The sequence below is a fragment of the Actinomadura gamaensis genome, from assembly GCF_042652125.1.
GTDB lineage: Bacteria > Actinomycetota > Actinomycetes > Streptosporangiales > Streptosporangiaceae > Spirillospora > Spirillospora gamaensis.
In genome coordinates, this window is sequence record NZ_JBHSIT010000004.1 from 101,222 (window position 1) to 120,300 (window position 19,079).

General features: G+C 73.4%; 16 protein-coding genes and 1 pseudogene. 9 read left to right on the forward strand and 8 right to left on the reverse strand.

Annotated features, from left to right (window positions below; translation table 11 throughout):
- Positions 1–384: 384 nt before the first annotated feature.
- From mptB to ACFPCY_RS14600, 3 genes and pseudogenes are all read right to left on the reverse strand, one after another.
- Positions 385–1,443 (reverse strand): annotated as a pseudogene (gene mptB / locus ACFPCY_RS43110) (polyprenol phosphomannose-dependent alpha 1,6 mannosyltransferase MptB); the annotation flags it as partial.
- Entirely contained in the window at positions 1,440–2,174 is a 735-nt protein-coding gene (locus ACFPCY_RS14595; protein WP_378255324.1) for a glycosyltransferase family 2 protein, read from the reverse strand. The pseudogene mptB and the gene ACFPCY_RS14595, both read right to left, overlap by 4 nt.
- 457 nt (positions 2,175–2,631) lie before the next feature.
- Entirely contained in the window at positions 2,632–2,970 is a 339-nt protein-coding gene (locus ACFPCY_RS14600) for an STAS domain-containing protein (protein WP_378255326.1), read from the reverse strand.
- A gap of 258 nt (positions 2,971–3,228) precedes the next feature.
- Here ACFPCY_RS14600 and ACFPCY_RS14605 point away from each other — a divergent pair, with 258 nt between their 5' ends.
- Entirely contained in the window at positions 3,229–3,600 is a 372-nt protein-coding gene (locus ACFPCY_RS14605) for a hypothetical protein (protein WP_378255327.1), read from the forward strand.
- A gap of 281 nt (positions 3,601–3,881) precedes the next feature.
- Here ACFPCY_RS14605 and ACFPCY_RS14610 read toward each other — a convergent pair whose 3' ends face one another.
- Positions 3,882–5,000 (reverse strand): sensor histidine kinase, encoded by a 1,119-nt coding sequence (locus ACFPCY_RS14610; protein WP_378255330.1) that lies wholly within the window; start codon positions 4,998–5,000, stop codon positions 3,882–3,884.
- Positions 4,997–6,067, reverse strand: coding sequence for a response regulator transcription factor (locus ACFPCY_RS14615; RefSeq protein WP_465251225.1), 1,071 nt, complete (start codon positions 6,065–6,067; stop codon positions 4,997–4,999). The genes ACFPCY_RS14610 and ACFPCY_RS14615 overlap by 4 nt, the downstream gene beginning before the upstream one ends.
- A 269-nt stretch (positions 6,068–6,336) precedes the next feature.
- Between ACFPCY_RS14615 and ACFPCY_RS14620 the strand changes: the two genes are divergently transcribed.
- The 3 genes from ACFPCY_RS14620 to ACFPCY_RS14630 all read left to right on the forward strand — a co-directional run bounded on the left by ACFPCY_RS14620 (position 6,337) and on the right by ACFPCY_RS14630 (position 9,487).
- Entirely contained in the window at positions 6,337–7,443 is a 1,107-nt protein-coding gene (locus ACFPCY_RS14620; RefSeq protein WP_378255331.1) for a hypothetical protein, read from the forward strand.
- 168 nt (positions 7,444–7,611) lie between these two features.
- The gene (locus ACFPCY_RS14625) at positions 7,612–7,782 is read left to right on the forward strand and encodes a hypothetical protein (protein ID WP_253876738.1); all 171 of its coding nucleotides are present in this window, start codon (positions 7,612–7,614) and stop codon (positions 7,780–7,782) included.
- 124 nt (positions 7,783–7,906) lie between these two features.
- The gene (locus ACFPCY_RS14630) at positions 7,907–9,487 is read left to right on the forward strand and encodes a long-chain-fatty-acid--CoA ligase (RefSeq protein WP_378255333.1); all 1,581 of its coding nucleotides are present in this window, start codon (positions 7,907–7,909) and stop codon (positions 9,485–9,487) included.
- Between the two features lie 110 nt (positions 9,488–9,597).
- On the opposite strand, the gene ACFPCY_RS14635 is transcribed toward ACFPCY_RS14630, so the two are convergent.
- Positions 9,598–10,512, reverse strand: coding sequence for an endonuclease/exonuclease/phosphatase family protein (locus tag ACFPCY_RS14635; protein ID WP_378255335.1), 915 nt, complete (start codon positions 10,510–10,512; stop codon positions 9,598–9,600).
- A 625-nt stretch (positions 10,513–11,137) separates the two neighbouring features.
- Complete coding sequence (locus tag ACFPCY_RS14640; RefSeq protein WP_378255337.1) at positions 11,138–14,029, reverse strand: glycosyltransferase; 2,892 nt, start codon at positions 14,027–14,029, stop codon at positions 11,138–11,140.
- 73 nt (positions 14,030–14,102) lie between these two features.
- Here ACFPCY_RS14640 and ACFPCY_RS14645 point away from each other — a divergent pair, with 73 nt between their 5' ends.
- From ACFPCY_RS14645 to ACFPCY_RS14660, 4 genes are all read left to right on the forward strand, one after another.
- Positions 14,103–14,327: a hypothetical protein gene (locus ACFPCY_RS14645; RefSeq protein WP_378255339.1), complete on the forward strand. Its 225-nt coding sequence runs from the start codon at positions 14,103–14,105 to the stop codon at positions 14,325–14,327.
- 291 nt (positions 14,328–14,618) lie between these two features.
- Complete coding sequence (locus ACFPCY_RS14650; RefSeq protein ID WP_378255341.1) at positions 14,619–14,852, forward strand: hypothetical protein; 234 nt, start codon at positions 14,619–14,621, stop codon at positions 14,850–14,852.
- Between the two features lie 183 nt (positions 14,853–15,035).
- A complete protein-coding gene (locus ACFPCY_RS14655) occupies positions 15,036–15,695 on the forward strand; it encodes an RNA polymerase sigma factor (protein WP_378255342.1) in 660 nt (219 codons plus the stop codon).
- 546 nt (positions 15,696–16,241) lie between these two features.
- On the forward strand, positions 16,242–17,267 hold the full coding sequence (locus ACFPCY_RS14660) for a hypothetical protein (protein ID WP_378255343.1): 1,026 nt from the start codon (positions 16,242–16,244) through the stop codon (positions 17,265–17,267).
- 164 nt (positions 17,268–17,431) lie between these two features.
- Here ACFPCY_RS14660 and tuf read toward each other — a convergent pair whose 3' ends face one another.
- Positions 17,432–18,616: an elongation factor Tu gene (gene tuf, locus ACFPCY_RS14665; protein ID WP_378255345.1), complete on the reverse strand. Its 1,185-nt coding sequence runs from the start codon at positions 18,614–18,616 to the stop codon at positions 17,432–17,434.
- Positions 18,617–18,833: 217 nt separating this feature from the next.
- Between tuf and ACFPCY_RS14670 the strand changes: the two genes are divergently transcribed.
- A complete protein-coding gene (locus tag ACFPCY_RS14670; RefSeq protein WP_378255347.1) occupies positions 18,834–19,061 on the forward strand; it encodes a hypothetical protein in 228 nt (75 codons plus the stop codon).
- Positions 19,062–19,079: the final 18 nt, after the last annotated feature.

Here is a 19,079-nt window from a genome sequence, read left to right on the forward strand (position 1 = left end):
CAGTTCGTAGGGCGCGGCGAGCAGCCAGCCGAGGACGAGCGCCGCCGCGATCGTCGTGGCCTGCGGCCGGACGGCGGCGGCGGCCGTCTCGCTCTTGCGGATTTCCGGGGCGTCCGGGTTATCCGGCCGGGGCAGGACGCGCGCCAGACCCCAGACGAGGACGGCCCCGAGCAGCACCCAGCCGACCTTCACGACCGTCCGGAGGGCGGGGACGTGCAGGAGGGCCACCAGATGCCAGGGCGTGGCCAGCGAGATCATCCGGCTGGCGCGGTTGACCTGGTCGAGCGAGTGGACGCCGCCGAGCACATACGCGAGCACGACCGTCACCGCCGCGCCGCCGACCAGCGCCAGAAGGCTTCGCCGGGCCGCCGCGTCCGCACGGAGGCGGCGGACCATCGTCCAGGCGGGTCCGCCGCCGACCAGCGCGGCGGGCAGCTTGATCGCCGCCCCGACGCCGATCAGCACGCCGCCCAGGAACGTGCGGAGCGCGCCGCTCGCCGTCCGCGTGGCCAGGACGAGCCCGGCGACCATGGGCGCCACCGCAAGGACGTCGTTGTGCCCGCCGCCGACCAGATGGAAGATCGTCAACGGGTTGCACGTCCACATGAGCGCGGACCGCAGGCGTCCGGCGTCGGTGCGGGCCGTCCGGTAGAGGATGAGGCCGGTCAGCCCGAACGCGAGCAGGTTCTCCAGCGACAGGACGAAGACGGTCAGCCGCACCGAATCCCCGCCGACCCACGACGCGAGCGCCTGCCCGGCCGTCGCGACCGGCCCGTAGACGGACGGCGTCGTCCGCCACTCCTCGGCCGCGCCGATGACCGGATCGTGCGGAATGTCCGACGCCGTCGTCGCGTACGGGTCGTGGCCGGTCGCCGCCATCCGTCCGTAGGACGCGTAGTTCAGGTGATCGGCCGAGCCGACCGGCGGCATGAACGCGAACGCCGCCGCGACGAGCATCCCCACCGCCACCAGCGGAAACGCCCGGACCCGCCACCCCCTGCGGGCGGCGAGCAGGCACGCGAGAAGCCCTCCGGCGCCCGTGAAGATCCCGGCGACGACCAGCCCGATCACCAGATACGGCGACGGATGCGCGGTCAGCGAGAACGGCGGCTGCCCCTCGCCCCCGGCCAACGCGGGCTGAAACACCGAAGGCCCGAGCAGAGCGGTCGCCAGAAAACAGACCAGCGAAACCCCGCCCCCAACCAGCCCGCCCCACCCGACCGCCGTGACGCTCCGGCCCACCACCTCAGCGTCCCGACCCGCCACCTCGCCGTTCCCGTCCACCACCTCAGCGGACTGCCCCGCAGCCTCGCCGGGCCGGCCCGCAGCATCGCCTGCCCCGTCCACTGCCTCAGGGGCCGGATCGTCGACGACCTCGCGCTGCGTGGGCGGGTCGTTCGGGCTGGGGCGGCGGGCCGGGGAGTGCTGGTCGGCCGGGGTCACGGGCGGCGGAAGGAGCGCAGCCGGTCCAGGCGGGACACGACGGCGGGCTCGCGGACGGCGAGGGCCCGCGCGACGTCGCGGAACTGCCGCGCGCGGTGCGCCTGCGCGCGCCAGTCGGTGCCGGTGGCGCGGTGCGCGAGCGGCACCTCGACCTCGGTCACCCGGAAACCCTTGCGCAGCAGGTCGATGGTGAGCGCGGTCTCCACGCCGAACCCGGCGGCGAGCGGACGCGCCGCCTCGAACGCGGCGCGGGTCAGGCAGCGCTGGCCGTTCAGCGGCTGGGTGGCCGTCCAGCCGGTCGCGCGGCGGATGCCGTCCCGCGACAGCCGCACGACGAAACCGTGCCCGCCGAGCTTCACGGTGGTCGAGAACACCGCGATCGTCATGTCCGCCTCACCGGCCCGGACGGGCGCGACCAGCGGCGCCGCCTCGGCGGCCGTGTCGGCGAGGTCGGCGTCCAGGAACAGCAGGTGGCGGGGCTGGTCGCGGCCCTCGTCCAGCAGCCGGACGGCCTCCGCGCCCGTCTCCATCGCCGCGCCCTTGCCCCGGTTGCGGCTGTGCCGGACGACCCGCGCGCCCGCCTCCTCGGCGACCCGCCCGGTCCCGTCGGACGACCCGTCGTCCACGACCACGACCAGATCCGCGCCGGGCAGCCCGAGCGCCGCCTTGACCGTCGCCCCGATCCGATCACCCTCGTCCTTCGCGGGAATGATCACCGCTACGTCCTGCATGCGCCCGATCGTAGTAGCCCGCACCCGCCCACTCCCCGCAGACAGACCCGCCCGCGCGCCCGATCCCGCTCCAACCCGTCAGGCGCCCGAGCGCGCACTAACGGCTGCAACAGCACCCCGTTCCAACCACCAACGCTGCGCAAGGTTGCGCTCCAACCCGCAAGCCGGGCCACCGCGCGATAACGCGCGATTCCGGACGCGACGGCGCGCGTGAGCGGGTCAGTGCGCGCGGCGCCGAACGGCCGTGCTCTGCACAGCGCCCGCGCGGGGCGGGTCGAAGGGCGCCGGAGCGCGCGGGGATGGGTCAGTGCGCGCGGCGCCGAACGGCCCGTGCTCTGCACAGCGCCCGCGCGGGGCGGGTCGAAGGGCGCCGGAGCGCGCGGAAGGATGGCGCGCGCGGGGCCGGACGGCGCGCTGGTGGCGCCGTCCGGCCGGGTCGGTCAGGTCGCGGGGACCGTCAGAGAGAGGAGTCGAGGGCGGGCACGGCGTCCACCACGGTGAACACCGTGTCGAGCCCGGTGACCTGCAGGATGCGCCTCACGGCGGGGCGTGGTGCGGCCAGTTCCAGCGCGCCGCCCTGCTCCTTGATCCGCTTCATCGCGGAGAGCAGGACGTTCATGCCGGTCGAGTCGCAGAATTCCACGCCGCTCAGGTCGACCGTGATGCGGTCGGCCCGGTCGCGCAGCAGGGCCGCGAGCGCGGCCTGCAACCGGGGCGCGGTGTACAGGTCCAGTTCGCCGGTCGCCGTGACGACGGCGTGACCTCCCTGAGATGCGGTCGAGACATTGAGCTCCACGACGGGCACACTATCGGGCGGACGGCCCGCTAGCCAGGGAGTCGGCCATCTCCCCGTGTCACGTGGGCGTGTCAGGCGCGTCGCGACGGCGCGTCGCGGTAGGGCGACGGGGCGTTATGTCCGGCAGGTCGGTTTCCACGTGGTGGATCTTGCTCTTCTTGGCCGTGTCCGGACCCTGGATCTGCACCGTTCGCCCTCCGCGACCGGCTCGCATGGGGGACCGTAGATGCGTGGCCGTGCGGAGGGGGTGAGCCACCGATGAGGTCCGAGCAGGGCGCGGATCCCCGCGAACTACGGCTGCGCGAGCGCATCGAGTCGATCCGGACGCGGTCGGAGAAGTCGCACTCCTGGCGGTCGTCCACCCAGTACCTCGGGCGGCTGGTGAACCGGTCCGGTTTCGTCCCGATCCGCACCCGCCTCGCCCGCGAGGACCTGACGTTCCTGGCGACGGCGCGCGACGAGGTCATGATGTTCACCGAGCTGGCGCTGCGCCTGGTCGAGCTGCACCGGCCGCAGGACGCGGGCGGCATCACCAGCGACCCGGCCAGCCCGATCCAGCGCTGCCGCGCCTGCATGTGGCGCTGGCCATGCCCGACATTCCGGGCGATCGAGGAGACCCTCGAACCATAAAATGGCCGAATACTGGTTCACCCTTGGGACGCCCCGGCCGATGACGGCGTCCGCGGCCCGGAACTGACCGTCACCGACGTCCGCGCCAAGCCCGCGCGGCGACTATGCAGCGCAGCGTCCAATAACGACGGGACGTCACGCCACCCCGAGCAAGCGACGCCTTATCGAGCGTGACGCGTCGCATCCGGCGGCGCGTGTGCGCTGGTCAGCAGGCTTTTCCAGGTTCCAGGCGCACGGCACCGATGATTCGGATCATGCTGAGTCGCTGCTCACCCTCCCCCTCACGTCACCGCGGCGGGCAGGCTGACCTCGAACCGGCAGCCGGGGCCCATGTTGGTCACACCGATCCGTCCGGAATGGGCCTCGACGATGCCGCGGGCGATCGCCAGCCCCAGGCCCGCGCCGCCGCCGGGCGTGCGGGCGGTCTCGCCGCGGAAGGCCACGTCGAACACGCGCGGGAGATCCTCGGCGGGGATACCACCGCACGCGTCGGCGACCGTGACCCGGGCCTCGCCCGCGACGAGCTCGGCGGAGATCTCGATCGCGCCGTCCCCCGGCGTGTGCCGGATCGCGTTCACCACCAGGTTGCGGAGGGCGCGACCCAGCTCCGAGGCGTCCACCTGGACGGGGCCGCCGGTGTACACCTCGCCGCGCAGCCGGACGCCCTTCGCGCTGGCCAGCGGCTCCGCGCCCGCGACGGCCTCGGCCACCAGGTCGGCGAGCCCGACCCGCTCCCGCGACAGCCGCAACGCGCCCGCGTGGATGCGGGAGAGCTCGAACAGGTCGTCCACCATCTCGGCCAGCCGCTCGACCTCGACGCGCATCCGGCCGTGGTACCGGTGGACGGTCTCCGGGTCATCGACGACGCCGTCCTCCAGCGCCTCGGCCATCGCGCGCAGCCCGGCGAGCGGGGTGCGCAGGTCGTGGCTCACCCACGCGACCAGCTCCCGGCGGCTCGCCTCCAGCGCCTGCTCGCGCTCGTGCGCCGCCGCGAGCCGCGCCCGCGCCGCCTCCAGCTCACGCGACAGCTCGGCCAGCTCGGCGGGCAGCCGCACGGCGGGCGGCTCGAACGAGTCCGCCCGGACGGCGTCCACGAGCACCCGGTTCGCCGCGACGAGCCGCCTGCCGAGCAGCACCGAGACCGCCAGCGCCACCAGCCCGGCCGCCGTCACCACCCACATGACGACCAGCAGGTCGTGCTCGTTGAGCAGCATCATCAGCGAGATCACCACGATCCCGGACACCGTCGCCAGCACGGTCGCCACCCCGACCACGACGAGCTGCGTCGCCACCGACCGTCCGCGCAGCAGATGCAGGGTCAGCAACCCGGCCCCGGCCACGACGACAGCCGCGAGCGCCGAGTACCAGGCGACCCATACGAGATCAGCGAGAGGAATCACCCGAGCACCCTCCCGCTCTCACCACCGGACGCGCCACTCGCACCCCGAGCCCGTCCCGACTCCCCCGGCCCGGACGGACGCCCCTCGAACTCCCCGCCCCCGGACCGGCCGGCCGCGGACGCGACGGCCTCGGACCTGACGGGCTCGGACCTGACGGGCTCGGGCTCACCGTGTTCGGCACCGACGTGCTCAAGATCTGCGCGACCGGGCTCGGCGGGCTTGGGCTGGGCGGACTCGGCGGGATTTGAGCGGGTTCGCTGAGGGGCGGTGTGGTGGGGCTGGGGGTGTTCGGAGGTGTTCTCGGTGAGGGCGGGCGTGGCGGTTTCGGGGTCGTAGCGGTAGCCGACGCCCCAGACGGTGACGAGGCGGCGGGGCGCGGCCGGATCGGGTTCGAGCTTCTCGCGCAGGCGGCGGACGTGGACGGTGACGGTGGCGGAGTCGCCGAACGACCAGCCCCAGACGCGGTCGAGGAGTTGCTCGCGGGTGAAGGCGCGGCCGGGGTTGCGGAGCAGGAAGGCGAGCAGGTCGAACTCGCGCGCGGTGAGCGTGAGCGGGATGCCCGCGAGGGTGGCGGAGTGGGCGTGCGGGTCGAGTTCGAGGTCGCCGTCGCGGAGCGGGCCGCTCAGGGCGGTGGGGACGACCGCGCCGTGCGCCCGGCGCAGGACGGACCGGACCCGGAGGGCCAGCTCGCGCGGACTGAACGGCTTGGTGACGTAGTCGTCGGCGCCCATGGCCAGGCCGACGAGGCGGTCGGCCTCCGCGCCGAGCGCGGTGAGCATCACGACCGGGACGGCCGAGGTCTCGCGAAGCCGGCGGCATACCTCCAGGCCGTCCATGCCGGGCAGCATCAGGTCGAGGACGACCAGGTCGGGCGGGTTCTCGTGGGCGCGGCGCAGCGCCTGGCGGCCGTCGGCCACGCATTCGACGTCGTGGCCGTCGCGGACCAGGTAGCGCGCGACGACCTCCGCGACGGTGGGGTCGTCGTCCACGACGAGAACGCGTCCGGTGACCTCCGGCGCAGCGGCGGCTGGACGTCCGCCGGGCGAGGGGCGCGTCGGTGTACTCACACGACAACGGTATTCGGCGCAGGGGAATTCACACCGCCACGTCATCACTCCGTAAGAACTTCGAGTCAGGATCGCCGCAGGTTAGGGCGAACCGGACGGGCGCGGCGCCGTCCCCTTCGCGGCGAAAGCGCATCGAATCAGCCCGGACGGCTGCACCAGGGAGCGATGGTGGATTTAATGGTCAAATGCACCAGCCGACCCCCGCCGTACCGCCAGCGTCCCCGTTTCCGCCGCAGCCGTCGCGTCCGGGCCGTCCCGGCGGATCCCGGGTGCTGCCCGCGATCCTGCTGATCATGGTCGGCGGCGCGGCGGCGACCGTCGTCATCACGATCATGAGCTATCTGGCGGTGCGGTCCATCGCACGGCTGGTCAGCAACGGCGGCCACGCGGGCTTCCTGCTGTCCGACACCTACCTGTACCTGCAACTGGTCCTGGCCGCGCTGATCGTGGCGCTGCCGGTGCTCGCCGTCCGGTCCGCCAACCCGGCGGTGCCGGTGGTCGCGGCCGTCGCCGCCTGGATCGCGCTGCGCGTGGGGTTCGTGCTGGGCAGCGTCCTCTACTACGCGGGGGACAACCTCACGAACATCGTCGAGGGCGCGTTCAAGCACATGAGCGCGCGCGAGCTGATCACTCCGGTGGTCGCGCTGCTGGTCGCGGGAGTCGGCACCCTGCTCGGAATGTCGCGAGCCAAGAACGCCGGCCCGGCCGCTCCGGCGATGGGCGCGCCTGCGATGGGTGCCCAGCCGATGGGGGCGCAGCCGATGGGGGCGCAGCCGATGGGGGCTCCGGGCGGGGCGCAGTGGGGCGCGCCGCAGTCGGCGCCTCCCGGCGGACAGCCCGGCTATGGCCAGCAGCCGTACGGCGCTCAGCCCGGTGCCCCGGCCCCGGGCCAGCCTGGCGGTCAGCCGTACGGCGCGGCTCCCGGCTACCCGGCCCAGCAGCAGGCGCCGTCCGGACCGTACGCGCAGCCCATGCCCGGCACTGCCCCGTCGCCGCCTCCAGGCGCGCCGCAGGCCGCACCCGGTCAGCCGGGGACGCCGCAGGAAGCGTCCGGTATGCCGCAGGCCGCGCCGGGCACGCCGGGAACGCCGCAGGCCGGTTCCTCGCCGGGAGCGGCTGATGGACCGCAGGGCGCGTCCAGCGGTCCGCAGCAGGGGGCGGGAAGTGCTGGCCAGAGTGGGCCGCAGGCCGTGCCGGGTGCGATTCCGCGGCCCGGCTGGTCCGAGGACGGGAAGCAGGACGCGCCCGTGCAGCACACCATGCTCGACACCAGCCGGACGATGCTCGACGGAAGCGCGAAGGCCGACCCGGCCGCCTCGCCGAAGACGCAGCTTGACCGGCCGCTTCCCGACGCGTCCGACACCGACAAGGGCTAGAGCGACGGCAGCAGCGCGCGAGGCGGGCCACAGTGCGAAGTGGCCCGCCTCGCGCGCGCTCGGGGGAGATGGCTCTGAAGTCTCAGGGTCGGCCTCGGGGTTCGGTAGGGGGACGGGTCGTCCTCCAGAGTGATGACGCCGGACGGGCCCGGCCCTAGATTGATGGGCATGGGTCGGACAATCCTGACAATCGTTGGTGTCATCCTCGCGCTGTGGCTGGCCTTCTCCGTGGTCGGCTGGGTCCTGTCGATGCTGAAGTTCTTCTTCATCATCGGCTTCTTCGCGGTCGTCATCGCGCTGGTGGTGACGCTGGTCTCCAAGAGCTCGCGACGCCGCTAGCCCCTTTCCCCTCATACCGGACGCACTGCCGGATCGCTTGTCCCGGAGCGCCGATGGCCCGATGATGCCCTCACCGCCGCGCGGTGGTGGGCGCGGGCGGGCCGTCGGCGAGAGGAGCGGATCCATGCCGGTGCTGACCGAGATTCTCCGCGCACGCGCGCGCGAACACCCGGGCAAGGTCGCCTTCCACGCGGACGGTCCGGCGGTCGCGCGCGACGGCGACGCGCCTTCCGGGCGAGCGCGGGCGGTCACCTACCGGGAGTTCGACGAGCGCGTCGACCGGGTGGCGGCGGCGCTCGCCGCCTCCGGCGTCGGGCCCGGCGACCGGATCGCGATCCTGGACAAGAACTCCGTCGAGTTCGCCGAGCTGATGTTCGGTGCGGCGCGGATCGGGGCCGCCCTGGTTCCGGTGAACTACCGGCTCGCGGCCGACGAGGTCGCGTTCATCGTCTCCAACGCGCGCGCACGAGTGTTCGTCGTCGGCCCCGACTTCGTCCCCATGCTGGACGAACTGCGCGGCCGTCTCGAACACACGAAGAAGACGTTGGTGATCGGACCCGCCTACGAGGAGTGGCTGGCGTCCGAGGCGTCCGCACCGCCCGCGCACGAGGCGAAACCAGCGGACGTGTTCGTGCAGCTCTATTCGTCCGGCACGACGGGTCGGCCGAAGGGCGTCCTGCTCACGCACGACAATTTCGTCACGGCGCTTCCGCTCACCCAAGAACTCTGGGGCCTGGACGACTCGACCGTCCTGATGGTAGCGATGCCGCAGTACCACGTGGCGGGAACCGTGCTCACGGTCTGCACGGTGTTCGACGGCCTGACGGGCGTGATCGGACGCGAACCCGACCCGCTCCTCATCGCGCGCGCGATAGAGCGGCACAAGGTGACGCACATCTTCCTCGTCCCGGCGCTGCTGCGGTTCATGCGACTCATCCCGGAGGTCGCCGCACACGACATGAGCAGCCTGCGGTTGCTGCTGTACGGGGCGTCCCCCATCAGCGAGGACGTGTTGCGCGGCGCGATGGAGATGCTGCCCGGCACGCGGTTCATGCAGGTCTACGGCCTGACGGAGACGACCGGGGCGATCACCTACCTGCCGTCCGCCGACCACGACCCGGACGGCCCGCACGCCGCGCGCCTGCGCAGCGCGGGCATCCCGTACCCGGCCTGCGAGCTGCGCATCGCCGACCCCGCGACGCTGGAGGAGCTGCCGCCGGGCCAGGTCGGCGAGATCCTCTGCCGGACGCCGCAGAACATGCTCGGCTACTGGGACCTGCCGGACGCCACCGGCGCGGCCCTGCTCCCCGACGGCTTCTTCCGCACCGGCGACGCGGGCTACCTGGACGAGGACGGCTACCTCTACATCCACGACCGGGTCAAGGACATGATCATTTCGGGCGGGGAGAACATCTACCCGGCCGAGGTCGAGAACGTCCTGATGGGCCATCCCCAGGTGACCGACTGCGCGGTCATCGGCGTCCCGGACGCCAAGTGGGGCGAGACCCCGAAGGCCCTGGTCGTCGCGTCCGGCGAGGTCTCCCCGGACGCGCTGATCGACTACTGCCGGGCCCGGCTGGCCCACTTCAAATGCCCCACCTCGGTCGAATTCCGCGACGCCATCCCGCGCAACCCCACCGGAAAGGTCCTCAAGCGCGACCTACGCGCTCCCTACTGGAAGAACGAGGACCGCTCCGTCCACTGACCTCCGCACACGCCTCCAAACAAGTGGGCTCGCGCATGGGACGGCGGGCTCGGGGCTCGTGCGCGCGCACGGGGCGGCGGGCGCGGGGCTCGTGCGCGCGGGCGGGTGGGTCAGGCGAAGTGGATGGTGGCGGCCAGGGGACGGTGGTCGGACGAGCGGACCGGCGTCGCCGGGACGCCGCAGGCGAGCGTCGCCGAGCGGGTCGCGAAGAGGTAGTCGGTCTTCTCGGTCGCCTTGCCGGACGCGTCCTGCCGGGTCGCCGCGCCCGCGCGATCGCCGCCGCACTCGGAGTAGATGCTGTAGAGGGAGTCCAGGGAGCGGGCGCGCGGCTTGTCGGTGAAGTCGCCGCCGATGATGACGCGGTCGGCGTCGGCGAGGCCGAGCAGGGTCTGGATCTGCTTGGGCCGCCAGGAGCCGTCCGGGTCGTCATCGGGCTCGGACGAGCTGAGCTGCGCGGTGCAGACGCGCGCGTTCCACGCCTGGACCGTTCCGCAGACCGCGGTCCGGCCGTGCCCCGGCTGGGACGGCAGGCCCGCGTGGTGCACCTCGGTGAGCTGCTCGCGGGTGGCGATGGCGAGACCGAGGCGGCCCTGGCCGTTGACGCAGGTCCGCTCCGTCCGGTCGTCGGCGGCGGGCTGCGGGGTGAACGTCCAGCTCCAGGACTTCAGCCTGCCGAGCGCCTTCAGCGACCGGACCTGCTCGGAGCACACCCGCTGCAGCAGCAGGACGTCCGGCTGGACGGCCCTCCCCGCCACGGCCGTCCCGGCGAGCTGCCGGTCGATCCGGCGGACGAGCCCGGCGGGGTCGCCGCCGAGCGGGCAGCCGGGCTCGGCGTCGCCGCAGACGTCCCAGGTCACGGCGGTGACCGAGACGGGTCCTTCGGCGCTCGCGCGTTGCGGCCGGGCGGCGTCGGTCGACCCGAGGGCCGGACTCTTCTCGATCGCCGCTCCGGCACCTGCCAGAGCGACCACGACGCCGGCGCCGCAGACGGCGACCAGGGGAATCAGAGCGCGGGGGGCTCGCACACGTACTCCATCAGGGGATCAGCGGGGGTCTGGGGGAATCCCACCACATCAAGATCGACCTCGCCAGCAGAACGGGACGACCATCTCGGACAACCTACGTCCTCTTGGACGCTCTACCGCACATCTCCCGTCATCCGGGCGAGTGGCGCAAGGGGACGCCGCAGCTCAGGTGACGGGACACGACATCTCAAGTGCCGCGTTGCATAACGCGACTCCAGTGGCAAAGGAGCCAGCCCAGGGGCCGGAAGAACGGCCGCCTGAGCAGCGGGGAAGCCTGCGCGGGCAGCGAAGACCGCCCCTTTGATCGGCGGACGTCGCCCCTTTGAGCAGCCGAGGACGCCCGCCTGAGCACAGGGAAGTTCCGTTGGACGACCGAGGGCGCTCGTCTGAGCAGCGGCGGGACGCCCGCTTGAGGGGGGCCGGCGGAGGCCCCAGAGGCAGGGCGGGGCCGGCGGGGCCCCAGAGGCAGGGCGGGGCCGGCGGGGTTCCGGAGGCAGAGGCGAGTGGGCGGGAGGGACGCCGCAGCTCCGGACGGCGTCCCTCCCGCGTTCCCCCCTGCCCGCGGCGACCGGTGGACGCTCGCGGGCGGTGCCGGTCGGAGGCCCCGCTCTCCTCCGGGCCGGCATCAGGGGGCCGCGATCCCGGCCGGGGGGCCGGGACCGAGGTCGGTGTCGCGGCCGAGGCCGAGTCCGGCGTCGCCGAACGTCCCCGTCCGCCGGATGGTGTGCCAGCGCAGCCGCGTCCCGAGCAGCGCCGTCACCACGGACTGCACGACGACCAGGTACAGCAGCTGCCGGTAGACGACCTGCTGGAGCGGCATCGTCCACAGGGGGCGCAGCTTCTCGCCGTCCAGCCAGAGCGCGTATCCGCCCGCGGCGACCTGTGCGCCCGCGAACAGCGCCCACATCGCGATCGGCGCGACCGGGTCCATGAAGAACAGGCCGAACAGGGCGAACAGGTCCACGGCGGGCGCGAACAGCGGCAGGATCACCTGGAAGGCCGTCAGGTAGATCAGGCAGCGGCGGCCGAACGGACCGCGCTCGACCAGCGCCCCGCGGTGCTTCCACATCGCCTGAAGCGTCCCGTAGCACCAGCGGTACCGCTGCCGCCAGAGCTGCCGCAGCGAGGACGGCACCTCCGTCCAGGCGAGCGCGTGCTCGGCGTACACGACGCGCCAGCCGCCGCGGCAGATCGCCATCGTGAGGTCGGTGTCCTCCGCGAGCGTGTCGGTGGGGACGCCGCCGACCGACACCAGCGTCCGGCGGCGGAACGCGCCGATCGCGCCGGGGATCGTCGGCATGCAGCGCGCCACGTCGAACATCCGGCGGTCGAGGTTGAACCCGATCACGTACTCCAGGTGCTGCCACTGGCCGAGCAGCCCGCGCCGGTTGGCGACCTTGGTGTTCCCGCTGACCGCGCCGACGGACGGATCGGCGGCGAGCGGCGCGACGAGGTTGCGGATCGTGTCGCGCTGGAACACGGTGTCGCCGTCCACCAGCACCAGGATCTCGCCGTACGAGGCGGCGATGCCGACGTTCAGCGCGCCCGGCTTGCCGCCGTTGGGCTTGCGCATCAGCCGGACGCTCGGCAGCGCGAGCCGCTCGACGATCTCGGCCGTCCGGTCGGTGGAGCCGTCGTCCACGACGATCACTTCGAGTGGGCCGGGATAGTCGGTGTCCAGCAGCGACCGGACGGTCGCCGCGATCCCGGCCTCCTCGTTGTAGGCGGGGACGATCACCGTCACGGAGGGCGGCGCGTCCGGGCCGGTGGGCTCGCCCAGAGCGTTCAGCGCGGATCCGGGTCCCGACGGAGCCCGCAGGTTCTCGGGCAGCCGGCTCCGCCGCGCCCGCTGCCGGTGGACGTGCGCGAACACCAGCAGGACGGCCAGCCGCACCGCGCACAGCACCCCGGCGATCATGAACAGCAGCTGCATCCAGCCGGTGAGCGCGGACGCCGTGCGCTGCGCGGCGACCAGCGTCCACCCGATCGCCTTCTCGGACCCGGTGGCGGGCACGTCCGCCGGCGGCAGGCCCATCGCCTGCGAGACGGTCGTGAACCGGTAGCCGCGCGCCTGGAGCCGCACGATCATCTGCTCGACGGCGGCGACCGTCTCGGTGCGGTCGCCGCCCGCGTCGTGCAGCATCACGATCGCGCCCCGGCCGCCCTTCTCCGCCGCCAGCGCCGCCTGGACGATCTTGTCGACGCCCGGCTTCTGCCAGTCCTCGGTGTCGCGGTCGGTGAGGACGACGAGGTAGCCGTCCTTCCCGGCCTGCTGCGCGGCCCGCCACTCGGGCGCCGTCAACCCGTTCGGGACGGACGAGTACGGCATGCGGATCAGCCGGGTGTGCACCCCGGCGGCCCCCGCGAGCGCGCGCTGCGTCAGGTCCAGTTCCAGGCGGTTCCGCCAGGCGGGCGCGCTGGCCATGTCCACGTGCGTGTAGGTGTGCGAGCCGATCTCGTTGCCCTCGGCGAGCATCCGCTTCACGATCGCGGGCTGCTGCGCGATGTGCGCGCCGATCGAGAAGAACGTCGCGTGCGCGCCGTGCCGCTTCAGGACGTCGAGGAGCTTCGGCGTCCACTTGGGATCCGGGCCGTCGTCGAAGGTCAGCGCGATCGTCTTCGGCGGCGTCCGCAGGCTGTGCGGGGTGCCGCCCGCGAGGTTCACCACCGGTCCGCCGGACATCACGTCCGCCGGTGCGGGGGCGGGTTCGTGCTTCGGCTCGTGCTTCGGCGACTCCCCGACCGCGCCGTTCGCGAACCCGTCCAGCAGCAGCAACGTGATCAGGGCCAGGCTGCCGAGCGCCATCAACACCCAGTGCCCGCGCGGCTCCCGCGCCCGCTCCGCCGCCGACCCGCCACGGCCACGCCGCTGCTTCCGAGCCCGTCCACGCGGCGAGTTCGGAGCCTGCCCGCCGCTCTTCGGCGTGCGCGCGTCCTGCCGGGGAGGCTCCGGTTGACGCGTCTCCCGCCCGTCCGGCCAGCCCTCCGCCGCTTGAAACGCGTGCCTCGGCGCGCCGTATTCGTCACCTTGCTCGCGCGAGCCCAGTTCTAGGGACGGCGGATAAGCGCCCTGTCCGTCCACCGCGCGGCCATCGAGCCGTCCGGACGGCCCATGCTCGTCGGGTCGGCCGTAGGGCGCACCTTCCTCGGGACGTCCGTAGGGCGCGCCTTCCTCGGAGCGGCCGTAAGGCGCGCGCTCGTCGGGACGGCCGTAAGGCGCGCGCTCGTCGGGACGGCCGTAAGGCGCGCGCTCGTCGGCGTGGACGTACGGCGCACGCTCGTCGACGTGGACGTACGGCGCACGTTCGTCGGCGTGGCCGTATGGCGTGCGGTCGTCGGCGTGGCCGTACGGCGCGCGGTCGTCGGGGCGGCCGAGGGGCGGGTGGGCGTTCGGGTGTCCGGCGGGATTGGCCCGCCGCCGCCCGCGCGCGCTGGCGGAGTCCCGCCGACGACCTGCCCTGTCGTCGGTGGGACCGTGCGCGTCGGCGGGCGACGGCGGGGGTTCGGGGGGCTCCATGGGTCACGCCGCCGTCTTCGGACGGCGGGTCTGGCCCGGAGGTGTCACCTTGCCTCGACCGGGATGCGTGCGCGTGGGCGACGTGGTGGGCGTCGCCGTCGTGCTCGGCGTGCTGGACGAGGAGGGCTTCGACGAGGAGGGCGACGAGGTGTTGCTGCCGCTGGGCCTCGGGCTCTGGCCCCCGCCCGTCCGGCCGGACGTTCCGGACGGTCCGGTCACAGGCGTGCGCTCGCCCGGCCGGATCTGGCCACGCGGAACCTGCTTGGGACGCGGAGCCGGGGGCTTCGCCTTCTTGTGATGGTGCTGCGTGCCCGGAACCGCCTTCCACGGCGTCCCCGGGACGCTCGCGCCGGTCGCCACACCGATGCCCATCGCGACCAGGAAGGCCGCGAGAAGAGCCCCGCAAGCGATCCCGATGCGCCGGCCGAGGCGCCGCCGCCGTCCGGAAAGATCAACGAAGACGGGCGCGGACTCGACCGGAGCGTCAGGCGCGCCGCTGCCCGACGTGGCTGGGACGCCCGGGGCGGTCGGCGTGAGAGGCGCGGGGAGCACGTGCGTTGCCGTTCCGGAGGGCGCGTGCATGGTCGCGGTGCCAGGGTCAGTGAACGCGGGCGCCGCCGCGCTCTCCGCGGGGACGTGCAACAGCGTGTCGCCGGGAATCGGGCCGTCACCTGCGAACGTCCCCCGGTCGCCGGGCGCGGATACCGCTGCGCGCGCGGGCAGCGTCGCGGACGCGGGCATCGCCGCCGACGCGGGCAGCGTCGCGGGCGCGGCGGACGAGCCGACCGGCGCGGTCGGCAGGCCCGCCGGGTCTTCGCGGTAGATCGTGTTGCTGTCCATGGGCTCCGTCACGAGGGATGTGGCGGGGTCACCGGCCGGGGAACCGGTGACCCCGCGCGGGACCGCGTCCGGCGTGACGGGGGCGCCGCCGGGGGCGTTCGCGGTCTCAAGGGGTTCAGCGCCGATCGGTTCGCATGTGTCACACCACCGCCCAACTGATTGCAGAATGGCGGGCGTGAACGAAGCGGCGGAGACCGACGACGGCCCGCTCGATCGCGCCGTGGCGGCGGCCAGATCGGGTGACGAGGCCGCGTTTCGCCTGCTCTACCGGGATGTGCAGCCCCGGCTGCTGCGCTACGTCCGGGTCCTCGCGGGCGAGGACGCCGACGACGTCACCTCCGAGGCGTGGCTCCAGATCGCTCGTGATCTGCACGGTTTCGAGGGCGGTATCGACGGGTTCCGCGGGTGGGCCGCCACCGTCGCCCGGCACCGGGCCCTCGACCATCTGCGCGCCCGGTCCCGGCGTCCGGTGGCCGATCTCCCGGTGGACGACCTGGTCACGATGCCGGCCGACGCCGACACCGCCGCCCAGGCGATGGACGGCCTCGCCACCGACCGGGCGCTCGCCATGATCGCCGGCCTTCCGGCCGACCAGGGCGAGGCGGTGATGCTCCGGGTCGTCCTCGGGTTGTCCGCGCCCGCGGCCGCGCGGGTGCTGGGCAAGAAACCCGGCGCCGTCCGTACGGCCGCCTACCGGGGCCTGCGCCGGCTGGCCGACCAGCTCGCGCGCCCGCGCGAGACCGCCGCGTCCGTGCGCGCGGACGGCCGGACCCCTGCCGCTCCGGGTGACGCCACCGCCCCGCGCGGCGCTGAAGAAGATAGTTGACCCCGTCCCGACCAGCACGGACGAGGATCCGCGACCCGCTCACCGGAAGGAGGTGTTCAGGCTGAAGAACCCGACACGCAGGCCCGCCGAACCGCGCCCCTCCGCCTACTGCGCCCCGCTGAACGCTCGGCCGGGCCGCAAACTGATGCGCTGCGCCCATCAGGACGCGCTTTCCGCCCGTCCGTCAGCGCCCGGCACTCGCCCAACCGAATCTCCCGCGCCTCCGAGCGCGTATCCGAGCGCGCTTCGGTTCGACGCGAAACGCGTTTATCAGCCGACACTTCCGGACGTTGATACAACACTTCCGCCAGGCGTGAACGGAAACACGATTTCGGCATCCGATCTCCCCGGAAGTGTTCTGCGCCCTCGCCCCTACGGCATTTCCGGATCTCGGGGAGGATTTGCGGCGCCACCAAGGAATCCAGCTGTACCGCACGTCCGCGGGCGTCGCACGACGGTGATCGTCGGGTACAACAGAAGCATGAGCATGGAGGTCGCGTTCCGTCCCGGACCGGACGCCGATTCCGCCATGCCCGAGGAGAGCCGATGAACGACCGGCACCCCGACGAGGAACTCACACCGGAGGCCGCCGAACGCCTCCTCGACGCCCTCTCCGCCGCAGCCGCGTCCGCCGAACCGGCGTCGAGTCCGTCCGACGCGGGCGGCACTTTCGGCCCGACCGGAACGGATACCAGCGCGGGCACGGGCACGGCCTTCGGTGCAGCTGGGAGCGGCTCAACGCCCGAGCTCACGCAGAACGCGGCGGATCCGCTGACCGCGCTGCTGTTTGCCGCCGCCGCATCCGGGCGCCCGAACGAGCTGTCCGGCGAAGACGCCGCAGTCGCCGCCTTCCGCTCGGCTTCCGCAGCCGCCGCAGCGGACTCCGCCGCGGCGACCGCGCCCGTTCCGGTGACCGAACCCGAACCGCCGATCGCTGCGACGCAGATCCTGCCCCCGGCGCAAGGCCTGCCTCCGACTCAGGACCTGCCTGCGGCGCACGGACGGCATCGCGTCGGCGGCCCCAGCCCCGGTCGCAACCCCGGCCCGGGACGCGGACGTGGGCTGAAGCGGCTGCTCACGGTCAAGGCGGCGGTCGTCGCACTGGCCGCCGCCTCGCTGGGCGGTGTGGCCCTGGCGGCGAGCACCGGACACCTGCCGGGCCAAGGCCCCGACCGTCCGCACCCTTCGCCGAGCCCGTCGCTGAGCCGGAGCCACGGCGGGACGGAAGAGTCGTCCGGAACCACCCCCGTCAACCCGTCCGGCAGTCACGGCCCGAACACCCCCGGTTCCCTTTCGCCGACCACCGGAAAGCCTTCCGGCAAGGACAAGGTGCCCCAAGGAAACGGCAACGGACATGAGGGCAACCCGCATGGCCAGCCGCCCAAGGGCCAGAAGTCCACGCCTCCCGGAAGCGGGAATGGAAACGGCAACGGAAACGGCAAGGGCAACGGCGGCGGCGGCAACGGCAAGGGGAACGGGAAAGGCAGAAGCGGAGGCGGAGGCGGAGACGGCTCCGGAAAGGGCCCGGGCTCCGGAACCGGCGGCGATAACGCGCCCGACAACAAGCACTAACCGCTGACAAAGCCAGAGGGCCCGCCGTCCCGAAAGACGGCAGGCCCCCTGACCCAGCGCTCGCGCCGCGAAACCGGCGGCCCAGCCGAAACGCCTCAACGACGTTCAGCCGGACCCGCAGCCGGACCAGCGCCCGGGCCCGCAGCCGGGCCTGCTCCCAGCGGTCAGTCGAGCAGGCCGGTGACGGTCCCCGCCCCGACCGTGCGGCCGCCCTCGCGGATCGCGAAGCCGAGCCCCTCGGCCATCGCGACCGGACGGCCCAGGTCCACGGTCATCTCGACCGAGTCGCCGGGCAGGGCCATCGCGCCCTCGCCGCCGAGGTCCACGCCGCCGACCACGTCGGTGGTGCGGAAGTGGAACTGCGGCCGGTAGCCGTGGAAGAACGGTCCGCTCCGTCCGCCCTCGGCCGCCGCCAGCACCCGGACCCGCGCCCGGAACCGGCCGTGCGGACGGATCGAGCCGGGCGCCGCGATCACCTGGCCGCGCCGGATCTGGTCCCGGCGGACGCCGCGCAGCAGCACCGCCGCGTTGTCCCCGGCCTCGGCGCGGTCCATGGTGCGGCCGAAGGTCTCCAGGCCGGTCGCGACCGTCCCGAAGGTGTCGCCGAAACCGACGACCTCCACCGCGTCGCCGACCCTCAGCGCGCCCTGCGCGACGACGCCGGTGACGACGGTCCCGCGCCCGGTGATCGTCAGTACGTTCTCCACCGGCAGCAGGAACGGCCGGTCGAGCACTCTCTCCGGCACGGGCACGTAGTCGTCGATCGCGTCGAGCAGGTCGCCGATCCGGGCCGTCCAGTAGGGGTCGCCCTCCAGCGCGCGCAGCCCCGACACCCGGACGACCGGGACCTCCTCGCCGGGGAACCCGTACTCCGTCAGCAGGTCGCGGATCTCCAGCTCGACCAGGTCGAGCAGCTCGGTGTCCTCGACCGCGTCCGCCTTGTTCAGGGCGACCACGACATACCGGACGCCGACCTGCCGGGCCAGCACGATGTGCTCGCGCGTCTGCGGCATCGCGCCGTCCAGCGCCGACACCACCAGCACGGCCCCGTCGATCTGCGCCGCGCCGGTGATCATGTTCTTCACGTAGTCGGCGTGGCCCGGCATGTCCACGTGCGCGTAGTGCCGGGTCGCGGTCTCGTACTGGACGTGCGCGATGTTGATGGTGATCCCGCGGTCGCGCTCCTCCGGGGCCCGGTCGATGCCCTCGAACGGGACGGCGGAGGCGAGCCCGCGCTGGGCGAGCACCCGGGTGATCGCCGCGGTGAGGGTGGTCTTCCCGTGGTCGACGTGCCCCATCGTGCCGATGTTGAGGTGCGGCTTGGCCCGCTCGTACAGCTCCTTGGCCATGGTCTTCTTCCGTTCTCACTCGTCCGTACCGGTGAGAACCGCGCGCGTGCGCGTCATCGCGCACGCACGCCGTGGGGGGCCACCCCTCTCCGCTGGTTCTCCGGGGTGGCACGGAGAGGGGTCAGCTTCGGACGCCGCCGTCGAGGGGGAGGACGGCCGACACCGAGCTCAGCGAACCGCAGTTCGCGAGCTTCGAGGTGCCGGCCGCCAGGATCATGTGCACGAGCGTACGGAGCCGTCCGCCGAATCTCGACTGGTTTTCCGCGGCCACCGGACCAGCCGCACCGGCCGGACCGGCGCGACCAGCCGCACCGGCCGGACCGGCGCGACCAGCCGCACCGGCCGGACCGGCGGGACCAGCCGGACCAGCCACACCGGCCGCCGCCAACCGCCGCGAACCGCCGCCGACCGGGCCGAGCACGGCCCCGCCGGACCGGGGCGGTGAGAACGGATCATGCGCGCA

Excerpts from the sequence above, each read along its gene's own strand:
- ACFPCY_RS14595 (WP_378255324.1), bottom strand. The coding sequence starts at position 2,174 with ATGCAGGACGTAGCGGTGATCATTCCCGCGAAGGACGAGGGTGATCGG.
- tuf (WP_378255345.1), bottom strand. The coding sequence starts at position 18,616 with ATGGCCAAGGAGCTGTACGAGCGGGCCAAGCCGCACCTCAACATCGGC.
- ACFPCY_RS14640 (WP_378255337.1), bottom strand. The coding sequence starts at position 14,029 with ATGGAGCCCCCCGAACCCCCGCCGTCGCCCGCCGACGCGCACGGTCCC.
- ACFPCY_RS14660 (WP_378255343.1), top strand. The coding sequence starts at position 16,242 with ATGAACGACCGGCACCCCGACGAGGAACTCACACCGGAGGCCGCCGAA.
- ACFPCY_RS14655 (WP_378255342.1), top strand. The coding sequence starts at position 15,036 with ATGGCGGGCGTGAACGAAGCGGCGGAGACCGACGACGGCCCGCTCGAT.
- ACFPCY_RS14630 (WP_378255333.1), top strand. The coding sequence starts at position 7,907 with ATGCCGGTGCTGACCGAGATTCTCCGCGCACGCGCGCGCGAACACCCG.
- ACFPCY_RS14625 (WP_253876738.1), top strand. The coding sequence starts at position 7,612 with ATGGGTCGGACAATCCTGACAATCGTTGGTGTCATCCTCGCGCTGTGG.
- ACFPCY_RS14605 (WP_378255327.1), top strand. The coding sequence starts at position 3,229 with ATGAGGTCCGAGCAGGGCGCGGATCCCCGCGAACTACGGCTGCGCGAG.